The following is an 18,635-nucleotide window of genomic DNA, read 5'->3' on the forward strand; positions in this document are numbered from 1 at the left end:
GCGCCATGCGCATTTTAGTAGATGCAGACGGCTGTCCTGTCGTCACCGAAGTAATTGAAAGCGGACAGAAACTAGGTGTCCCCGTGCTGTTAATTTGTGACACAGCTCATGTAATGGAGCGTCCCGGAGCAGAGACGATTACCGTCTCGAAAGGGGCAGACGCCGTGGATTTCGTACTCGTCAATCATATGGATAAAGGAGATATTGTCGTGACCCAAGACTACGGGCTCGCGGCCATGGTCCTTGCTCGCGGTGGGTACGTCATCGATCAGAACGGTTATGAATACACGAACGACAACATCTTAGGAATGCTTGAACGCCGTCATTTGGCCAAAAAGATTCGGCAGGCTGGTGGGCGAATGAAAGGTCCTAAGAAGCGCAGCAAAGAAGCCAATCAGCATTTTCAACAAAAATTTGAACATTTGGTGTTCCGCCTACAAAATAAGGAATTCATCTAGAAATTTTGATGAACTTTTGATATACTACTATGATGAATAAAACTAAAGGTGGAACAAACGAAAATGGAACAGTATCGTGTATTACTTTATTATAAATATGTCGCAATCGAAGACCCGGAAACATTTGCTGCAGAACATTTAGCAGCATGTAAGGAGATTGGCTTGAAAGGCCGTATCCTTGTCTCTCACGAAGGAATCAACGGTACATGCTCTGGTACAATCGAGCAGACTGATGCTTATATGGAAATGATGAACAACGACGAGCGCTTCAAAGACATCATGTGGAAAATGGATGATGCAGAAGGTCATGCATTCAAAAAGATGCACGTCCGTGCAAAGAAAGAAATCGTTCATTTAGGTCTAGAAGACGATATCAACCCGAATGAATTGACGGGAACGTATTTGTCACCTAAAGAGTTCTACGAGCAGATGCAACAAGAAGATACAATCGTTTTAGATGCTCGTAATGACTATGAGTACGACCTTGGCCACTTCCGTGGATCGGTACGTCCAGATATTCGCAACTTCCGTGATCTGCCACAATGGATCAAAGACAACAAAGACAAGCTCGAAGGCAAAAAGATTTTGACGTATTGCACAGGCGGTATCCGCTGTGAAAAGTTCTCTGGCTGGTTGAAACGTGAAGGCTTTGAAGATGTAAGCCAATTACACGGTGGTATTCACACATACGGAACAGACCCTGAAGTAAAAGGACAGCTATGGGATGGTCAAATGTACGTATTTGATAATCGCATTGCGGTGCCAATCAACCGCGTAGAACACGTAATTGTCGGAAAAGACATCTTTGACGGCACGCCATGTGAGCGCTACGTGAACTGTGCTAACCCAGAATGTAACGACAAAATCCTATGCTCAGAAGAAAATGAACACAAATACATGCGCTCTTGTTCGCACGAGTGCCGTACGCATCCACGTAACCGCTATGTAGTCGAGCACAACATGACTCCAGAGCAAGTGGAAGAGCGTTTAGCTGCACTTGAAACAGCGGACGTGAACTAATTTCCTGACTCAACTCTCCCTCCTTGGGGGAGTTTTTTTTATGCCTAGTTATTTCCAATTTGTCAGAAAAGTGGCTTATTATACACAAACGTTTAAACAATTGCAAATAAGGCTATACTAATAATAATTAAGCGGGATATGATCCACCGCAACACAAGGATCTAGCAGGAGTGAGGGTAATGGAGAAAATCGGATTTTTTATACAAAACTTTATGGAAGTGTTAATGGATCAAGCGGCCATTGTCGCCCCTGACGGCACCATTTTATATACAAACCCGGAGTGGGACCTCTACCATCTCAATCAAGTAGAGACAGCTCCGTTGTTTACAGGAGAAAATATTTTTGACTTGAAAACGTCAACTGAAGTGGAGCAATTGTCAGAAGGACTAACCAATTTGAAGCAGCGCACTACAGACGAAGTGAAAATTCGTATCGATGCGGCGCACCAACTCGTAGCACGTCGTTGTTTATTAGACTCGGACAAGGAAGGATTTGTACTATTCAACCGTGAAATCACAGCATATGCCAACTAATCTTACCTAGCCTTTTCTTATTCACTACATGAATGAAGAGAAGGCTATTTTTTTGTCCTCACTAAAAGATTACAAACGCTGAAATGAGAAGTACAATGGGACAAAAGGAGGGGAGAAGATGCAGCAGGCTCTGTTAGATGCATTTCAAGAAAATATTGCGCTAATAGATACAGACGGTATAATTTACGCTACCAATGCAGCTTGGAAGAGATTTGCGCGTCAAAATGGCGCAGCTCCAGACTATACAGACATCCATCGCAACTATCTTTCGATATTGACAGACGCTGGCTCTTTAGAAGAAGTAAATGGTATACAAGCCGTACTTGATGGCAAACTGGCTTTTTACGATTCGAGCTATGCATGCCCTTCTCCCCAAGAAAATCGTTGGTATTTGATGCGAGTCACACCATTAAAAGAAAATGAGAAAGTAGTGGCGGCGGTTATCTCGCATCGAAATATCACATTAGAAGAACAACAACGCCGAGAAGTTTATGATGTGTTAGAAAGTATGACGGATGCCTTTTATGCATTGGATACAGATTGGCGATTCGTGTATCTGAACGATCAAGCCGCTTGTCTTCTTCGTCGTACCAAAAAAGAGCTACTTGGAGAGACTATTTGGGAAGCCTTTCCGGAAACATTGGAAACGGATATTTATAACGCCTATGTCTCAGTTGCAACCTCTCAAAAAAGTCACGTCATTGAACAATACTACCCCCCACTAGAAACGTGGTTTGAGATACATATCTACGACTGGGCATAGACTTAGTAGCGGAAGGAGTAGAAACTAAAGCGCAAGTGCATTACCTACAACTTAGAGAATGCATGGTGATGCAAGGATATTATTTTTCTAAACCACTGCCAGCAAAAGAAGCGACAAGTTATCTCAACCGTCTCTTAGTAAATGAATAAAACCAGTTCAGGCAGCTGCCTGAACTGGTTTTTTGTGGTTTAGCCGTTTACACGAACTTCTTTCATTTTGTCGCCGTTTGACATACTGCGGGCTGCTTCTAAACCAGAAGTCAATTTCCCGAATACTGTATGAACGCCGTCTAAATGTGGTTGAGACTCGTGAACGATGAAGAACTGGCTAGAGCCTGTATCACGGCCTGCGTGTGCCATTGATAGGCTGCCTGGCTCGTGCTTGTGTGGGTTGCCTTCAGTCTCACATTTGATTGTTTTGCCGCTACCGCCCATACCTGTACCAGTTGGGTCTCCACCTTGAGAAACGAATCCTGGAATTACGCGGTGGAAAATTACGCCGTCATAAAAACCAGAGTTTGCAAGCTGCTCAAAGTTTGCTACTGTGTTCGGTGCTTCGTTTGGAAAAAGTTCGAATTCTAGCTTGTCGCCAGATTCCATTAAAAAGTAACCTGTTTTCGCCATTGAAAAGTCCTCCATTTCAAATTATCATCAGAACTAGTATAGCACGGAACGCGAGCGATACAAAAACGAGACACGGGGGAAGACGATGAGCAGAGAACAGCAAATCTTAGAATGGTATCATCATTTTCATACGAATGCAGAAGTCAGTTGGAAAGAGATTAAGACGACGAATAAGCTAGCGCAGATTATGGACGAGTTGGACGTGCGCTACCGTACGTTTGAGGACGTGACAGGACTTGTCGCAGAAATAGGAGAAGGACAAGAAGTGATTGCCATTCGTGCAGATATCGATGCGTTGTGGCAAGAAGTAAATGGTGTGTTCCAAGCGAATCACTCCTGTGGGCATGATGCTAATATGGCCATGGTACTAGGAGCTCTAGTAGAAGTGAAGGACGAATCGTTTTCGAAGACCATCCGTTTTATCTTCCAGCCAGCTGAAGAAAAAGGCAATGGGGCCAACTCTATGATTGACCGAGGAGCAGTGGACGGCGTGACGCACTTATTTGGTGTGCATCTGCGACCATCAGAAGAACTCGAGTACGGAAAGTATTCGCCAGCTATTCATCATGGAGCGGCGATGTTTTTACAAGGAAAGATCAACGGGGTAGATGCGCACGGCGCTCGTCCTCATCAAGGAAAGAACAGTATTGATGTCAGTTTTGCTATCCATCAGATGCTAAAAAGCATTTACTTCTCACCTTTTGAATCGTACTCTGTAAAGCTGACGAACATTCATGCAGGTGGAGACAGCTTGAATATTATTCCAGGACAAGCTTCCTTTGCAATTGATGCTCGTGCCCAGAAAAATGACGTGCTGACAGAAATCAAAGAACAAGTGGAGCGAAAGTTACGTGCTATAGGCCAGCAGTTTGATGTCACCATCGAGTGGGAGTGGCAGGATATGACACCAGGAGCAGAAGTGGATAAGGAAGCAGCTGAGCTGGCTCGTCAGGGGATCTTGGATGAAGTGGGCGATTCTGTTTTGGAGCCGGAGATCCAAACGTCGGGAAGCGACGATTTCCATTTTTACACGATTCGTCGACCAGAAATTAAAGCAGCTATGATTGGAGTTGGAGCAGGAATGACGCATGGTCTGCATCACCCGGACATGTCGTTTGATACATCTATCTTGCCTCAGGCTTCACGTGTATTAGCAAGTGTACTACGTCGAGCTGCAAAATAAAAAGAGAGACATCGTTCACAAAACGATGTCTTATTTTTATATTGACAAAATTCTGTCACACTTATATGATTACTCCATTAACGACATATTAACGACAAAGGGGTGTTTGTATGGAGAAACCAAAAATTGAGAAAAAAGACATGGCGCTAGGATGGGCTATCTTGCCACTGGTATTAATGATTTTAGTGATGTTTTATACTATCGTAGAGCTTGAACAGGGTCCGCATATTCCGCTAATTATCGGAACGTCCATTGCGGCGATCGTAGCTTGGAAGCATGGTTTTAAATGGGCGGAAATTGAAGAGATGATGTATAAGGGGATTCGCTTAGCGCTTCCAGCTGTCGTCATCATTATTTTGGTAGGGCTTACAATTGGGGCTTGGATAGGAAGCGGCGTCGTGGCCACGATGATTTTTTACGGCCTGAAAATTATTTCTCCAGCCTTTTTCTTAGTAACCATTACCGTGATTTGTGCGGTCGTATCATTGGCAATCGGTAGTTCTTGGTCGACGATGGGGACGATTGGTGTAGCTGGTATGGGGATTGGTCTTAGTATGGGAATTCCAGCACCGATGATTGCGGGAGCTGTCATCTCAGGAGCTTACTTTGGAGACAAGATGTCCCCATTATCGGACACGACGAACTTGGCTTCTGGATTAACAGGAACGGATTTATTTGTACATATTCGCCACATGCTCTATACAACAATACCGGGAATCATCATTGCGCTTGCTGTTTACTGGGTACTCGGTCAGAACTATGCAAATGGAGCCATCGATCAACAAGCTATCAATCAAACAATCATCGAGTTGAATCAACAGTTTGATATTTCTGCATGGTTGTTGTTGATTCCACTTGCTGTTATTGTGCTTGTTGCCTTTAAAGTGCCGGCTATTCCCGCACTGATTGTAGGGATCGTACTTGGTGTACTTGCTCAAATCTTTGTTCAAGGTGGTTCTTTAGCAGATGCAGTATCTGCCCTGCAAGCTGGTTATGTGATTGACAGTGGAAATGCTCTAGTTGATGACTTGTTTAACCGGGGTGGACTGGATTCGATGATGTACACCGTCTCGATGACGATTGTAGCTATGACATTCGGGGGGATTCTAGAGTATTCTGGTATGTTGCAATCCATTATGAACCACATTCTACGCTTAGCTAAATCAGCGGGATCTCTAGTTGCTACAACGATTGCGGCAGCTATTACTACAAATGCGACATGTTCGGAGCAATATATCTCGATTGTAGTACCTGCGCGTATGTTTGCTGAGAGCTATGAGAAGATGGGCTTGGATTCTCGCAATCTGTCTAGAGCGCTTGAGGACGGAGGGACGTTGACTTCGGTGTTCTTCCCGTGGAACACATGTGGTGTCTTCATTCTAGGAACACTTGGGGTTGGTGCATTTGAATATGCCCCATACGCTGTGTTGAACTTTGTGGTGCCATTGTTGTCGATTATCTATGCATTTACTGGATTTACGATTGTTAAAATACGTCAACAAACTGCATTACAAAATGCATAAAAGAAATCCGACCTATTACGGGTCGGATTTTGTTATCGAGTAAGAAAATCAGGTAATGTAAACGTATAAATTGTGCGAGGTCGCCCTTGTTGATAGGTCATTTCTTCTCCTGTAGCCATGACTAACTTATGATCCACACACTTCTTGATGATGCGTTCTGTTGATCTGCGCGTGACACCTAAGTACATCTCTAAATCTTGTGCAGTGAACTGATTAGAAGGATGAATTTCATAAAAACGAAGCAGGCGTGACAAGTTTGCTGGACTTAGACCCATCTGTTTTGCGAGCATTACTTGGTTGGGCTGAGTCAACTGCAGTGTAATGCGTTCAGAAGACAAGGGACTCGACAAACTCTTCTGAGCATCCATCACATAGATGCCACCTTCTTCACTGAAGTCCAGTGCATCTTCTGCATGACGAGTGGCAGTCAAAATGTCTAGACCGTAGCCGATCCCAGTGCGAGCTTTCGAGGTTTCTAGAAATTCCCGAAACTCGGATTGACTTAGAACGTGTTCAACATGCTTACGTGTAGTAATGAACTGGACGGTATCGTCGTTGTATGGAAACCACGAGCCTTGAACATGACGTCGAATGGTTGCATTAAACGGATCATCTGCATGTTGCTTACTGATTAACATGACAGCAGGCTCTGCTTTTTGACTCTTGGTCAATCGTGCCAAGTATGCCGTCTGAGCGAGTGCGCGTGCCAACGTACGTTTCAGTTCTCGCATGTAGACAGAGCGGTAGCCTTTTTGGATCAGTTCTTCATGGACAGCATGGATGCTTGTGATGGCCACTTTCGTTTTCCTACTTTGCTGTGAGTGGGAGTGAAACTGTACTACAGCTCGTTGGGAGATGTTCGGGTCGATCTGTAAGACGGTCCCCAGTGCATCTCCTGGTGAGATTTCTTCTACGATTTCATGAATCAGCACAGGATCGGTCAAATCGATGGAGATTTCAGAAGGACTGACATGATACAACCAGCCTGCCTGCAACAACGTGGCGGTAACGACCGCTTCATCTTGACGCATGACGTATACAGGTACCTCTTTCTCTTCTAGTACTGCTTTTGCATGGTAATAGGGGAAAGTACCTGCGAAAAATACAGCATCTACATTTGGTAATTCGCTGGCGATGGCTCTTGCTTCAGTTGAATGTTTATACGTATAATAAATAAAATGGATATCTGAGAATTCAGAAGATAATTCACGAATTCTTGGAGCAAATAGTTCCGAACTAACTACAGCAACGGTTAATGCCATAAAAATCAACTCTTTCCACTTATATAACGACTATTTAACGACAACTATAAATTAAACCTATTTCTTTGTAAAGGACGAGATAAAATGAAAATTACTAAAATTGATTTGTATGCCATTCGACTACCTCTAATTACGCCATTCGTTGTCAGCTATCACAGTTATGCCGACATGCCTTCGCTGATTGTCAAAATCACGACCGATGAAGGAATTGTAGGATACGGGGAGGCCGTAGCAGACGATCACGTAACAGGAGAGTCTTGGGAGAGTACCTTTGCTTTAATCGAGCATTCGTTGGCACCTGCTCTTATTGGACACAACCCAATGCACTTTGAAGCACTGCATGACTTAATGGATTCTCTCGTTTATCAAGCTCCAGCAGCAAAAGCGGCTCTGGATATTGCTTGTTTCGATGCTGTCGGTAAAAAGCTAGGGGTCCCTGTCTACGATTTGATTGGTGGACGTTATCATGAACGTTTCCCGATCACTCACGTATTAAGTATCGGTGAGCCAACTGCGATGGCAGAAGAAGCACGTGAACGGATGGAGCAAGGATACAGCTCGTTCAAAATGAAAGTCGGTCGCGATGTGCTAAGTGACGTAGCTCGTATTCGTGCCGTTCGTGAGGCCGTTGGAGACGACATTGCCATCCGTGTAGATGTCAACCAAGGCTGGGTCAATGCATCGTCTACTTTGCAGGCCGTCGAACTGATGAAAGGCTTGAACATTGACTGGCTGGAGCAGCCGGTGAAAGCAGACGATATTGAAGGAATGGTCGAAATCAAAGCGAAGTCTACGATTCCTCTAATGATTGATGAAGGAATGAAGTCAAAGCGCGAGATGCGTCAAGTCATTCAACAAGGGGCAGCGCATAAAGTGAACATCAAACTAATGAAGTGTGGCGGTATCTATCCAGCTGTCAAACTTGCTCATATGGCGGAGATGGCAGGACTCGATTGTCAGATCGGTTCTATGGTCGAGTCGTCAGTCGGATCTGCAGCAGGATTCCACGTGGCGTTCGCGAAAAAAGTGTTTTCAAGTGTGGAATTGACAGGACCTCTAAAGTTCTCAAAAGATATTGGGAACCTGCATTATGACGTGCCATTCATCGCGCTGAACGATCAAGCAGGACTTGGAGTAGACGTAGATGAAAGCGTTTTGGAAGAATTGACAGTGCGACGCACTACAATTGGTCAGGGGGATGTGTGATGAGGTTCGACAGAGACGGGCTTCATATGACACTTTTGAATGTGCAGCATCTAGAAGACATTGAACAACTTCAAGACCGAGTGGCTGCCAATTTGGAGCAAGTAGACCAACTTCAAAAGTTGACACAGGACGAGATCCGAATCATTTTGCATCAAGAACTGTTTGCGGGTGTCTGGGTAAATGACCAGTTGGTGGCGGCTCGCGCTTTTCTCTATACTCCTGAAGATGAAGAACATCTAGCAAAAGATGTGGGAATACCATTAGACGAGTGGAAAGACGTCATTTATTCAGAAATTTCGTTAGTAGATCCTTCTTATCAAGGTCATGGCCTTCAAAAGCAGATGGGAGCATGGTGGATGGAACGTCTCCAATCCGCTCCTTATCGCTATGTATGCGCTACTGTAGCTCCATTCAATATTGCAAGTATGAAAGACAAGTTCCAATTAGGAATGTCTATTGGAGCGTTGAAAGTAAAATATGGAGGTAAGCTGCGCTATATTTTTGTACGTGATTTTCACCACACTCCGGAGGTGGGGACAGTTCAAACTGTGCCTATGGCCGATACAGAAGCGCAGCAACGTCTGATAGCTAGTGGAGCTCGAGGAGTAGGAATTGTGCAGCAAGATGGGGAATGGCTGGTACAATACAATTTTATTGACTGACAATTCCCTCTATTCAAGAGAGTTAAATTCCGTTAAACTGAGAATAAAAGCTCGTAAGGCGGTGACATTCACATGACGATCAAAACATCTATGCTGGTTTTTGGTCTTGTGCTGTCTGTTGCTGCCTTTTTCTATGCCTTTTTTTGGGCTAATGTCGATACTTATCATATCGTGATTGACGTGGTAGGAGCAGGCGCTGTAGGAGTAGTACTTGGTTGGTTGTTTGCGAGTCGGCGCAAGTTATCAGACCAGCAGCGTCTGTCGATTGAAGAGATGGAGATAAAACGCAAAGAGCTAGAAGATATTCAGCGAGAACTCGATGCTTTGTATTTTAATAGCAGTGCCTGGATCTGGAGCATTGATTTAGAGCGAGAGAAATTAAAAGTTTCGACAGGAATTTTAGAGCTCTTTGGCTACTCGCAACAAGAAATCGAAAGCGACTATCAGATATGGCTGACCAAAGCATTAGAAAGTGACAAGTACATTGTTGAACGGCACCTGGAAAAGCTACTTAGAGGCGAACGGTCTGAAGTGGAATGGAGACTGTATAAAAAAGACCGCTCTATCGCTCATATCCGGTCAATCGGAGAGCCGATTCGGAATGATGAGGGTAAGATTACTCGAATCGTAGGGGTTACATTTGACTTTTCAAAGGAAATCGAGCTACAAGAGACGATGAGTAGAATTGCTATGACGGACACTTTAACGCAGTTGCCGAACCAAATGTACTTCAATCGTCAGCTCGAGATGCGAATTGAGGAAGGTGAAGAAGACGATCAACTTGCTATCATTTACTTCAACGTAGACCGTTTGAAGTTTATTAACGATATGCTAGGGTTTGAGACGGGAGACGAGATATTACAGCTGATAGCGGAGCGGATGCCAATGTATTTTGGCCACGATACTTTGATGGCGCGGTACGGGGGAGATGAGTTTATTATCGCCTATCCTCATCATGACCGAGAAGCCATGCAGTTGAAAATCAATCAATTCATGGAATCATTCCATACACCGTTTCACACAGCTGAAGACGAATTGTTCGTCAGTGTTAGTATTGGGGTAGCACTTTATCCGGATGATGCGAAAAACGTCAATAGTCTTCTGTCCAAGGCAAATGCCGCTCTGAAACGAGCCAAGCGAAAAGGAAAGAACAACATTCAGTTTTATATACGTGAAAATGAAGAGCTTCAAAAGCGGAAGCTTCGGATTGAGCACGACTTAAAACGGGCACTCGAGTTTCAAGAGTTTGAGCTCTATTACCAGGCAAAAGTCTCCTTAATGTCCCATAGTGTTCAAGGTGCTGAAGCACTCATCCGTTGGCATCATCCGATTTTAGGGGAGATCTCACCTGCTGAATTTATTCCTATTGCTGAAGAGTCCGGCCAGATTGTTCCCATTGGAGACTGGGTATTGAAACAAGCGATTCATCAAGTGAAGTTATGGGAGGAAGCGGGAACACCTCTGCGTGTAGCGGTCAATGTCTCGAGTGCTCAACTGGAAGTGGCCGATTTTATGGACCGCTTGCAGTTGCTTCTTTTGGAAAGTGGGATTACACCGAATCTTCTCGGGATTGAATTGACAGAGGGTATGGTCCAGAACGTAGAGGCAGCCGTTCCGATTCTGTTTGAGATGCGGCAACTCGGTGTGAGTATTTATATCGATGACTTTGGAACCGGCTATTCGTCTCTAGGCATCTTAAATCAATTACCTATCGACTTCATCAAAATCGATAAGTCTTTCATCCAAGAAATCCCTCACAATAAAGGGCAAGCCACCTTGGTTAAGACGATTATTGAAATGGGCCGAAATCTAGGATTTGAACTTGTAGCAGAAGGGGTCGAACGTGAAGAACAAGCCGAGTTCTTATTACAAAACGGCTGTACAAAAGGACAAGGTTTTTATTTCTCTCACCCCTTACCAGTTCATGAGTTTGAACAACGCTATTTACGCTAACCTCTCCGTATGGAGGGGTTTTTTGATACAATAAGAGTTACGATAGTGGAGAATGGAGGATTTTTGTGAAGGCCAGTCCAGAAACACGTGATGCGATGCGCGTTTTAAAAGAAACGAGTCGCACGTTCTATATACCGATTACTTTTTTGCAGCGCGATTTAAAGAAAGCTGTCGCTTCAGCTTATCTATGCATGCGTGCAATTGATGAAATAGAAGATCATGAAGACATCCCTAAAGAACTAAAAGCAACCATTTTAACAAAGACAGCCAGTCTACTAGAAACATCTTTTGATGAAGAGGCGTATTTACAAGCACTTGAACCGATTCAACACTTGATGCCAGAAGTTACGCTTCGCTTAGCTGACTGGGTCGCTTATTGCCCAGCAGGAGCCAGAACTCGAATGCAGCTAGCAACTGCTGAAATGGCTGAAGGAATGGCCAAATGGGCACTGAAAGAATGGAAAGTGGAGACGCAAGAAGACTTAGATGACTATACTTATTATGTGGCGGGTCTTGTAGGTGTCATGCTATCGGACATGTGGGAATGGGATTCGGGAATTCGGACAGACCGAGATCTCGCAATAGGTTATGGTAGAGGGTTACAAGCGGTCAATATCTTGCGCAATCAAGAAGAAGACTCAGAACGTGGAGTCGGCTATTTTCCGAAGCAGTGGACGCGTGCTGACATGTTCGCTTACGCGGAAGACAATTTGGCAAAAGCCGATGCTTATATGGAGGACATCTCCAAACGGAGCATCCGCTTATTCTGCCAGCTGCCTTTAACGTTTGCTCACAAGACGATGGACGCCATGAAACATGGGCGTGAAAAAATGACTCGAGCAGAAGTAGAGCGAACGGTTCAAGAAGTCGCAGGGAGCGATTGGGAGGAGCAAACATGAAAAAACTGAAATGGTTGATTCCAATCATGGTGATCTCTGCATTTTTCTCTGTACTGATTTTACGAGATCATCCGGATGTAACGTTTTACAATAAAGTGTTGATCACTATTGGAGCTTCCCTGTTATCAGCACTCATTGGCTTTATCTTGTTACGACAAGACATCGATAAAGTCGATCCGAAACCAAAGGAGAAAACAAAATGACTAAAAAACTATGGTTTCAAGTAGGAATCGCGATTTTACTGACTCTTGTGATCATCCGAATGATTGTTGAAGTGCAAGCGATTTTCAATCCGTTCTTTGTAATTTTGCGAACTATCTTCTTGCCGCTTCTAATCGGGGGTGTGTTGTTCTATCTGGCACGACCACTTGTGAAACTGATTGAGAAGAAAGGGATGCCTCGTTGGGGGTCCATTACGACGGTGATTCTTATCTTGCTTGCTTTGATTGCAGGCTTTACTTCCGTAGTTGGACCAGCACTAACGAAGCAAATCAATGACGCGGTGGATAATGGTCCTGCCATTGTTAAAGAAGTAGAAGCGATGACGGAATATGTTCTTGAACAACGGGATCGCTTGCCTGAGGCAATGCAAAAGTCGATTCAAGATGCAGTAGGCCGAGCAAATGAATTTGCGGTTTCAGGTGGGACGTTATTGATCAACTTCTTCCAAGGATTGTTCCAAGGAATTTTTATGTTGGTATTAGTGCCATTCTTCTTAATCTATATGTTGAAAGACCATGAGAAATTTGCGCCATTTGTTGCTAAGTTCTTTAGAGGCGAACGCAAGACGTGGATACGTAAAACGCTTGCAGATATCGATGAGACATTAAAAACGTACATACAAGGACAACTATTGGTTAGTTTCTTGGTAGGAGTCATGTTGTTGATTGGGTACTGGATCATCGACCTGGACTATGCTTTACTGCTTGCTTTATTTGGTATGCTGACGAACGTCATCCCGTTTTTAGGTCCTTATCTTGCGGTCATTCCGGCGATGATTATTGCCTTTATTCAAGATCCGATTATGGCTGTCTGGGTCGCTATCATCATGTTAGTGGCTCAACAGATTGAGAGCAATCTGATTACACCGAATGTTATGGGGAAATCACTCGATATCCATCCGCTGACGGTTATCACCATCATACTGTCTGCTGGAAGCCTCGCAGGTCTTTGGGGAATTATTTTAGCAATTCCGGCGTATGCAGTGGTGAAATCGATTCTTCAGAATATCTACGCGCACCGAGAAGAGATTCGGGATACGGCGAATAAAGACGTATAAAAAAGGCAGCTCACGTGAGCTGCCTTTCGTTATTCCGAGACTTCATGGCTGAATTGCCACTGGATTCCGTAGTGATCTTGTACGATTCCATAAGCTTTGCTCCAAAACGTTTCTTGGATTGGCATGAGGACACGCCCTTTTTCCGCAAGCTTATTGAACTGTTGTATCAATAGCTCGGCATCATCGTTGACGATAGCCAAAGTGATTCCGTCCCCGTGGGTGACTGGGTTTTGAGGCATCGAGTCTGAAAAGAAAAGTGGCGAACCATGAACCGTGATTCGAGCGTGAAGAACCCGATTTCCTAGCTCAGAATCCGCTTCATGTCCTGGCATGTCTCGGAAGTATTGAATGTGAGGAGCTTCCGTAGCAAACACCTCATGATAGAAGCGTACAGCTTCTTCTGTGTTTCCATTAAAGTTCAAATACGCAATAACTGGCATCTTTTTTCCTCCTAATCGATTGGACAAAATCCACATTTGAGTTGCCCAGGAATATCTTTTGCAAGACAACAAGTTGATCGAACTGGCACGCGAGTCAAATCTACAGCGGATCTTCCCGCAACAAACTCGGAGAACTTCGCCGCCCCTTTTCCTAAATCCGCCTCTTGTAGTAACATCCAGTCCTTTAACGCCTTTTCCCATAAATCGGCTTGCTGAAGAAAGACGGAATAATGCCAAACCGTATATCCAAATATATTCTCCCAGTGAATCTGTTGGATAGCAGATGAGGGTGAAAGAGACGAGATTACGATTTCAGCTAGGCTCCAGATAGCTTCTACAGCTTGACGCCGTTCCGCGTCACTTTGTAGGGGAACATAGTGCTCTTCCTGTACAAAGGCACTAATAGCCGGATTCCCATATTCACGGACCAGCAACCACTGCAGATCTTCCACATCTCCTACCCATCTCTCGTCATAAAGAGTTAGATTCCAAAATTGCATCGATAAAAACAGACCAAGACGGCGTGTAAGATAGGACGCTGCTGCGGTTTTGTGAGGCGCCTGGATGATTTCTTGAACGTTTGTCAGATGCTCTTTCCATTCTCCTGTATGAAAGAGGACAGGGCCAGCCGGCTGCAGGTAGACACTGTATTGAGTTAGTTGATGGCGCTGAGAAGTAGTTAACATAGCTTCAGTATAAAAGATTTTTTAGAACTGTGCTTGACTTTATAATTGAAAATGATTATCATTACCATAAGGTCAACAAGCCGTCGTGCTTTTCTCCAAAAAGGACACGATTGTCTCGCCCCCCTCAAAAGTGAGACACAAAACGAAAGAGGCTGGGACATAACTTATTTAATTATAAAAATGAAGTTAAAGGTAACAAAATTAAAAGTGTGTAGGGGTGACTCCAGCGGGATTACAAGCGGAAGCTGAGACCTTGGCTCAGCCCGCGCCCGCGGAACGCTTCCCCTACACACAATAGAACATACAAAACGGAGTTTCTCATATAACGAGAAACTCCCTTTACTGGGATTTGTCCCAGCCTCTTATTTTCATGCTTTTTTTGTTTCGTGGCGTACATCTCGGAAGAAGAATTCATAAATTACAGGCACAATGATCAGTGTTAACAATGTAGATGACGTCAATCCACCGATTACGGTAATAGCCAGTCCTTTTGAAATCAACGTTCCAGAAGATGTAGTGAGCGCAAGAGGAATCAACGCCGCAATTGTAGCAAATGCGGTCATCAAGATCGGACGCAGACGCGTCTTTCCAGCTTCCACTAATGCTTCCCGAATCGGCATTCCTTTATCGTAGCGGTTCTGGTTGATTCGGTCCACCATAACAATGGCATTTGTCGTTACAATCCCTATTAACATCAAGAATCCGATCATCACACTAACTGCTCCGCAGCTGCCTGGTCTACGGTGATTTGAAGTTCTGAATCCGTTAGACCCCCGACAGATACGGAGTTCACACCCGGAATTTTCGAGAGTTCCGGAATGACATCGGTGTCGAGCAACTCATCTAAATTGACGCCTTCTTCAGCGAAAAGTGAGATGTTGAAAATCGGGAAAGCACCAAATGAGAGGCGACTGATTTCAACAGTTGCTTCCTCAGGTATACCGGCTTCTGCAATCGCAGTATCCGCTTGTTGCTCAAGTCGATCTAAATCAGTATCAAAAGGGAACACCAAGTTAATGACACCAATTGTGTCATAAGACGCGCTTTGAATCTCTTGCACACCTTCTAATCCTTCAAATGCTTGCTCGAGCGGTGTGATGACTTGCTCGTTGACATCATCGGGAGATGCGCCTGGATAGACGATTTGTGCGGAAAGTTGCGGGAACTCAATGTTTGGTGGTAAATCAATTTTCAGACGGCTGAATGAAAACAAACCGAGTAAAATTAGTAAAAATGCGAATATAAATACGGCAACGGCGTTACGTAGACTGAATCTTGTAATCCAATTCATTACGTCTCCTCCTTTAAAATCCTGTAATGACAATCTGGTCAATCTGCTGACGGATCTCTTTTAAGCGTTCTTCGTTGAACGAAGGATCCATGAAAATCTCATTTCTAAAACTATCGAGCATGCCTACATAAAGTCTGGCCTTAGTGGCGGCATTTTCAATCCCGTGCTGCTCGAAAAACTGACCAATCAACTCAATATACGCCTCGATGAAGTCCATCAATGCATTCATCGCTTCCTCATGTTTATGATTGAGTTGCAGATACATTCCTGACCGGTGACGTTGCTTCCAGATATTCTGAAGGTGCTCTTGCGAGATGGCTTGAAGCGTCTCTGGAAATGTGCGCTGGTTTTGGATATGGCGTTCAACTGTTGTTAAATACATAGAAAACGTGAACTTCATCATATCGGTATAGAGCTCTTCTTTCGAAGGGAACATAGCGTATAGAGTAGACTTTGATATTTTTGCGAGTCGAGCAATGGTCAGCATCTTAGCTTCGAAAAAGCCTTCTCTACCAAAGGTTTCTAATGCCGCAAATAAGATGCGTGATCGTAGTTCTTGCTCCGTCATGTCTCTCCTCCTTTTGTGAGTACCCGTGAGTACTCTGAATGTACACCCTCTGTATAAAGTTTGTCAAACAAAAACCACATATCTATTAAGATATGTGGTTTGAGGTCGTATGAAGTTTTTGTTTTTGCTCCCAAATAGTATGTAGACTGTGGGCGAGAAGGCCAAGAACGATAATTCCCATGCCTGCAAGTGCAATGGGTGCAGGAAGAGGGAGCTGCAATAGCAGCATCTCGCCAGCTACCACGAACAAAATCTCTGTCGATTGTGTAGCTTCAACACTCGCCAATCGACTTTGGCTGTGGCGAACCATATCCGTCGCCATGAAGAACAACACAGTCGCAATGACTCCGGAACTTACGCCGACAAAGAAGGACTGCAATACTTGACTTCCAGAAGGAAGACCGACTGTCATCCAAGCATAGCCGGCTAGTAGAATCCATGCAGGGAGCGATGCTATCGTCATCCCAAGAACGCGTTGATAGGAATCTAGACGACTACCGACGTGCTGCATCATCTTTCGATTTCCAAGAGGATAAGCGAATGCTGCCACCATGACTGGAAGGGATCCTAGCAGTAACGTCGCTACCGGAACGGATTCCGCTTGGGGAAGGTGAAGCAGGAAAATACCTAGTAAGATCACTCCAGAAATGAATAGCGCAGCGCGAGGAATCACTTCACGATTTCCTTCGTTCGAAAGAAAGAGAGGAGCCAGTAAAATTCCTGCAACAATCGTCAGCTGCCACATGCCCGCAACGAGCCATCCAGGACCAAAGGCTGCCGCATAGGTAAGGGGAGCGTAGAACAAGACGAAGCCGACAAAGCTCCAGATGAGCCAAGGGCGTGGCGAAATCTTCATGTCACCTACTAAAGATGAAATGCCACCGCGCATCCACACGATGACTAGTAGAAAGGGCGCCATAAAGAAGTAGCGCAACGACGCGCTCCACATCCAGCTCCCACCTGATAGTTCCATCGCATGATTCAATACGAACGTCACCGCAAAAAATAAGGCGGCAACAATTCCTAGACCAATAGCCTTCATCTCCGTCCCGCCCTTTCGTTACTTCAATGCAGCGCGCTTGATGATTTCTTGTACAACTTGAGTTGCTTTTTCCATATTTTCAATCGAGATGTATTCAAATTTTCCGTGGTAGTTTTCACCGCCAGTAAAGATGTTTGGTGTCGGCATTCCCATATACGAAAGTTGAGAACCGTCAGTTCCCCCCCGAATCGGAATGATGAGTGGTTCGATTTCTAAATCTTCCATGATAGCTTTCACATGATCGACAATTTCCATAACTGGCGTGATTTTTTCACCCATGTTGTAGTATTGATCATTTAGCTCCACTTCAATTGCATTGTCTCCGTACTGTGCGCGAATCGCTCCTGCTGCATCATGGAAACGTTGTTTCTTCTCTTCAAACTTCACTTTGTCGAAGTCACGGATGATGTAATCCATCACGGTTTTCTCGACTTTACCGTGGATATCCATCAAGTGAATAAAGCCTTCGTACCCATCTGTTTTTTCTGGAACCTCCTGAGGAGGCATATGCGACTGGAACTTCATCGCCATTGTGATGGCATTGACCATTTTGTCTTTTGCAGAGCCTGGGTGAACGCTCACGCCGTGTGTCGTCACGCGAGCGCCTGCTGCATTGAAACTTTCGTATTGAAGTTCGCCAAGAGGACCGCCATCCATCGTGTAGGCATAGTCGGCACCGAATGCAGCAACATCGAACTTGTGAGGTCCGCGGCCGATTTCTTCATCAGGTGTGAAGCCGACACGGATCTTTCCGTGCTCAATCTCAGGATGCTTTAAGAAGTAGTCCATCGCCGTCAAAATGATAGCAATCCCAGCCTTGTTGTCAGCACCAAGAAGCGTTGTACCGTCTGTCGTCATCAAGGTGTGCCCTTTGTATTTAGTCAATTCAGGGAAATCGGCAACTTTCATAGTTGTGGCTGCATTTAAGACCAAATCTTGCCCGTCATAGTTTTCGACAATCTGTGGTTTCACGTCTTTACCTGTGTAATCTGTCGCTGTATCGACGTGAGCTAAGAAGCCGATAGTCGGAACGTCTTTTTCCGTAGTGGCAGGAAGAGTGGCAAACAAATATCCATTGCCATCTAATGTGATTTCGGTCATTCCCATTGATTGAAGCTCTTGTTCAAGTAAGCGAAGCAAGTCCCATTGTCCTTCAGTAGAAGGCGTGGATGTACTTGCAGCGTCGGACTGCGTATCAATTTTAGCGTAGCGCGTCAGGCGCTCGATTAGCGTTTGTTTCATAG

The 18,635-nt window shown here is 44.6% G+C and carries 21 protein-coding genes and 1 pseudogene; 13 read left to right on the forward strand and 9 right to left on the reverse strand.

Going from position 1 to position 18,635, the window contains the following annotated elements:
• Positions 1–5 precede the first annotated feature (5 nt).
• From CF394_RS14255 to CF394_RS14275, 5 genes are all read left to right on the forward strand, one after another.
• Complete coding sequence (locus tag CF394_RS14255) at positions 6–458, forward strand: YaiI/YqxD family protein (RefSeq protein WP_094944477.1); 453 nt, start codon at positions 6–8, stop codon at positions 456–458.
• A 63-nt stretch (positions 459–521) separates the two neighbouring features.
• Positions 522–1,478: an oxygen-dependent tRNA uridine(34) hydroxylase TrhO gene (trhO, locus tag CF394_RS14260; RefSeq protein ID WP_094944479.1), complete on the forward strand. Its 957-nt coding sequence runs from the start codon at positions 522–524 to the stop codon at positions 1,476–1,478.
• A gap of 179 nt (positions 1,479–1,657) precedes the next feature.
• A complete protein-coding gene (locus CF394_RS14265) occupies positions 1,658–2,011 on the forward strand; it encodes a hypothetical protein (protein ID WP_094944481.1) in 354 nt (117 codons plus the stop codon).
• 118 nt (positions 2,012–2,129) lie between these two features.
• On the forward strand, positions 2,130–2,774 hold the full coding sequence (locus tag CF394_RS14270; RefSeq protein WP_094944482.1) for a PAS domain-containing protein: 645 nt from the start codon (positions 2,130–2,132) through the stop codon (positions 2,772–2,774).
• A 35-nt stretch (positions 2,775–2,809) separates the two neighbouring features.
• Entirely contained in the window at positions 2,810–2,923 is a 114-nt protein-coding gene (locus CF394_RS14275; protein WP_243370910.1) for a hypothetical protein, read from the forward strand.
• Positions 2,924–2,962: 39 nt separating this feature from the next.
• Here CF394_RS14275 and CF394_RS14280 read toward each other — a convergent pair whose 3' ends face one another.
• The gene (locus CF394_RS14280; RefSeq protein ID WP_094944485.1) at positions 2,963–3,397 is read right to left on the reverse strand and encodes a peptidylprolyl isomerase; all 435 of its coding nucleotides are present in this window, start codon (positions 3,395–3,397) and stop codon (positions 2,963–2,965) included.
• A gap of 85 nt (positions 3,398–3,482) precedes the next feature.
• Here CF394_RS14280 and CF394_RS14285 point away from each other — a divergent pair, with 85 nt between their 5' ends.
• The gene (locus CF394_RS14285) at positions 3,483–4,580 is read left to right on the forward strand and encodes an amidohydrolase (protein ID WP_094944487.1); all 1,098 of its coding nucleotides are present in this window, start codon (positions 3,483–3,485) and stop codon (positions 4,578–4,580) included.
• 110 nt (positions 4,581–4,690) lie between these two features.
• The gene (nhaC, locus tag CF394_RS14290; RefSeq protein WP_094944488.1) at positions 4,691–6,103 is read left to right on the forward strand and encodes a Na+/H+ antiporter NhaC; all 1,413 of its coding nucleotides are present in this window, start codon (positions 4,691–4,693) and stop codon (positions 6,101–6,103) included.
• A 32-nt stretch (positions 6,104–6,135) separates the two neighbouring features.
• On the opposite strand, the gene CF394_RS14295 is transcribed toward nhaC, so the two are convergent.
• Entirely contained in the window at positions 6,136–7,365 is a 1,230-nt protein-coding gene (locus CF394_RS14295) for a hypothetical protein (RefSeq protein WP_094944490.1), read from the reverse strand.
• 84 nt (positions 7,366–7,449) lie between these two features.
• On the opposite strand from CF394_RS14295, the gene CF394_RS14300 reads away from it, so the two are divergent.
• The 6 genes from CF394_RS14300 (at position 7,450) to CF394_RS14325 (ending at position 13,364) form a co-directional block, all read left to right on the forward strand.
• On the forward strand, positions 7,450–8,571 hold the full coding sequence (locus CF394_RS14300; protein WP_094944492.1) for a mandelate racemase/muconate lactonizing enzyme family protein: 1,122 nt from the start codon (positions 7,450–7,452) through the stop codon (positions 8,569–8,571).
• Positions 8,571–9,233: a GNAT family N-acetyltransferase gene (locus tag CF394_RS14305; RefSeq protein ID WP_094944493.1), complete on the forward strand. Its 663-nt coding sequence runs from the start codon at positions 8,571–8,573 to the stop codon at positions 9,231–9,233. The genes CF394_RS14300 and CF394_RS14305 overlap by 1 nt, the downstream gene beginning before the upstream one ends.
• A 72-nt stretch (positions 9,234–9,305) precedes the next feature.
• A complete protein-coding gene (locus tag CF394_RS14310) occupies positions 9,306–11,186 on the forward strand; it encodes a putative bifunctional diguanylate cyclase/phosphodiesterase (protein WP_094944495.1) in 1,881 nt (626 codons plus the stop codon).
• A 95-nt stretch (positions 11,187–11,281) separates the two neighbouring features.
• Positions 11,282–12,085, forward strand: coding sequence for a squalene/phytoene synthase family protein (locus tag CF394_RS14315; protein WP_094944628.1), 804 nt, complete (start codon positions 11,282–11,284; stop codon positions 12,083–12,085).
• Positions 12,082–12,288 carry a hypothetical protein gene (locus CF394_RS14320; protein ID WP_094944497.1) on the forward strand — a complete coding sequence of 69 codons (207 nt, stop codon included), beginning with the start codon at positions 12,082–12,084 and terminating at the stop codon, positions 12,286–12,288. Before CF394_RS14315 ends, CF394_RS14320 begins: the two co-directional genes overlap by 4 nt.
• Positions 12,285–13,364: an AI-2E family transporter gene (locus CF394_RS14325; protein WP_094944499.1), complete on the forward strand. Its 1,080-nt coding sequence runs from the start codon at positions 12,285–12,287 to the stop codon at positions 13,362–13,364. The genes CF394_RS14320 and CF394_RS14325 overlap by 4 nt, the downstream gene beginning before the upstream one ends.
• 29 nt (positions 13,365–13,393) lie before the next feature.
• Here CF394_RS14325 and CF394_RS14330 read toward each other — a convergent pair whose 3' ends face one another.
• The 7 genes and pseudogenes from CF394_RS14330 to pepT all read right to left on the reverse strand — a co-directional run bounded on the left by CF394_RS14330 (position 13,394) and on the right by pepT (position 18,633).
• Entirely contained in the window at positions 13,394–13,804 is a 411-nt protein-coding gene (locus CF394_RS14330) for a VOC family protein (protein ID WP_094944501.1), read from the reverse strand.
• An 11-nt stretch (positions 13,805–13,815) separates the two neighbouring features.
• On the reverse strand, positions 13,816–14,490 hold the full coding sequence (locus CF394_RS14335; RefSeq protein ID WP_094944502.1) for a hypothetical protein: 675 nt from the start codon (positions 14,488–14,490) through the stop codon (positions 13,816–13,818).
• 368 nt (positions 14,491–14,858) lie between these two features.
• Positions 14,859–15,212 (reverse strand): annotated as a pseudogene (locus tag CF394_RS14340) (efflux RND transporter permease subunit); the annotation flags it as partial.
• On the reverse strand, positions 15,200–15,781 hold the full coding sequence (locus tag CF394_RS14345; protein ID WP_094944505.1) for an efflux RND transporter permease subunit: 582 nt from the start codon (positions 15,779–15,781) through the stop codon (positions 15,200–15,202). The gene CF394_RS14345 and the pseudogene CF394_RS14340, both read right to left, overlap by 13 nt.
• 13 nt (positions 15,782–15,794) lie before the next feature.
• Positions 15,795–16,349, reverse strand: coding sequence for a TetR/AcrR family transcriptional regulator (locus CF394_RS14350; RefSeq protein ID WP_094944506.1), 555 nt, complete (start codon positions 16,347–16,349; stop codon positions 15,795–15,797).
• Positions 16,350–16,434: 85 nt separating this feature from the next.
• Positions 16,435–17,391 carry a DMT family transporter gene (locus tag CF394_RS14355; RefSeq protein ID WP_094944507.1) on the reverse strand — a complete coding sequence of 319 codons (957 nt, stop codon included), beginning with the start codon at positions 17,389–17,391 and terminating at the stop codon, positions 16,435–16,437.
• A gap of 18 nt (positions 17,392–17,409) precedes the next feature.
• On the reverse strand, positions 17,410–18,633 hold the full coding sequence (pepT, locus tag CF394_RS14360) for a peptidase T (RefSeq protein ID WP_094944508.1): 1,224 nt from the start codon (positions 18,631–18,633) through the stop codon (positions 17,410–17,412).
• Positions 18,634–18,635: the final 2 nt, after the last annotated feature.

It is taken from the genome of Tetzosporium hominis (genome assembly GCF_002265435.1).
Lineage (GTDB): Bacteria > Bacillota > Bacilli > Bacillales_A > Planococcaceae > Chryseomicrobium > Chryseomicrobium hominis.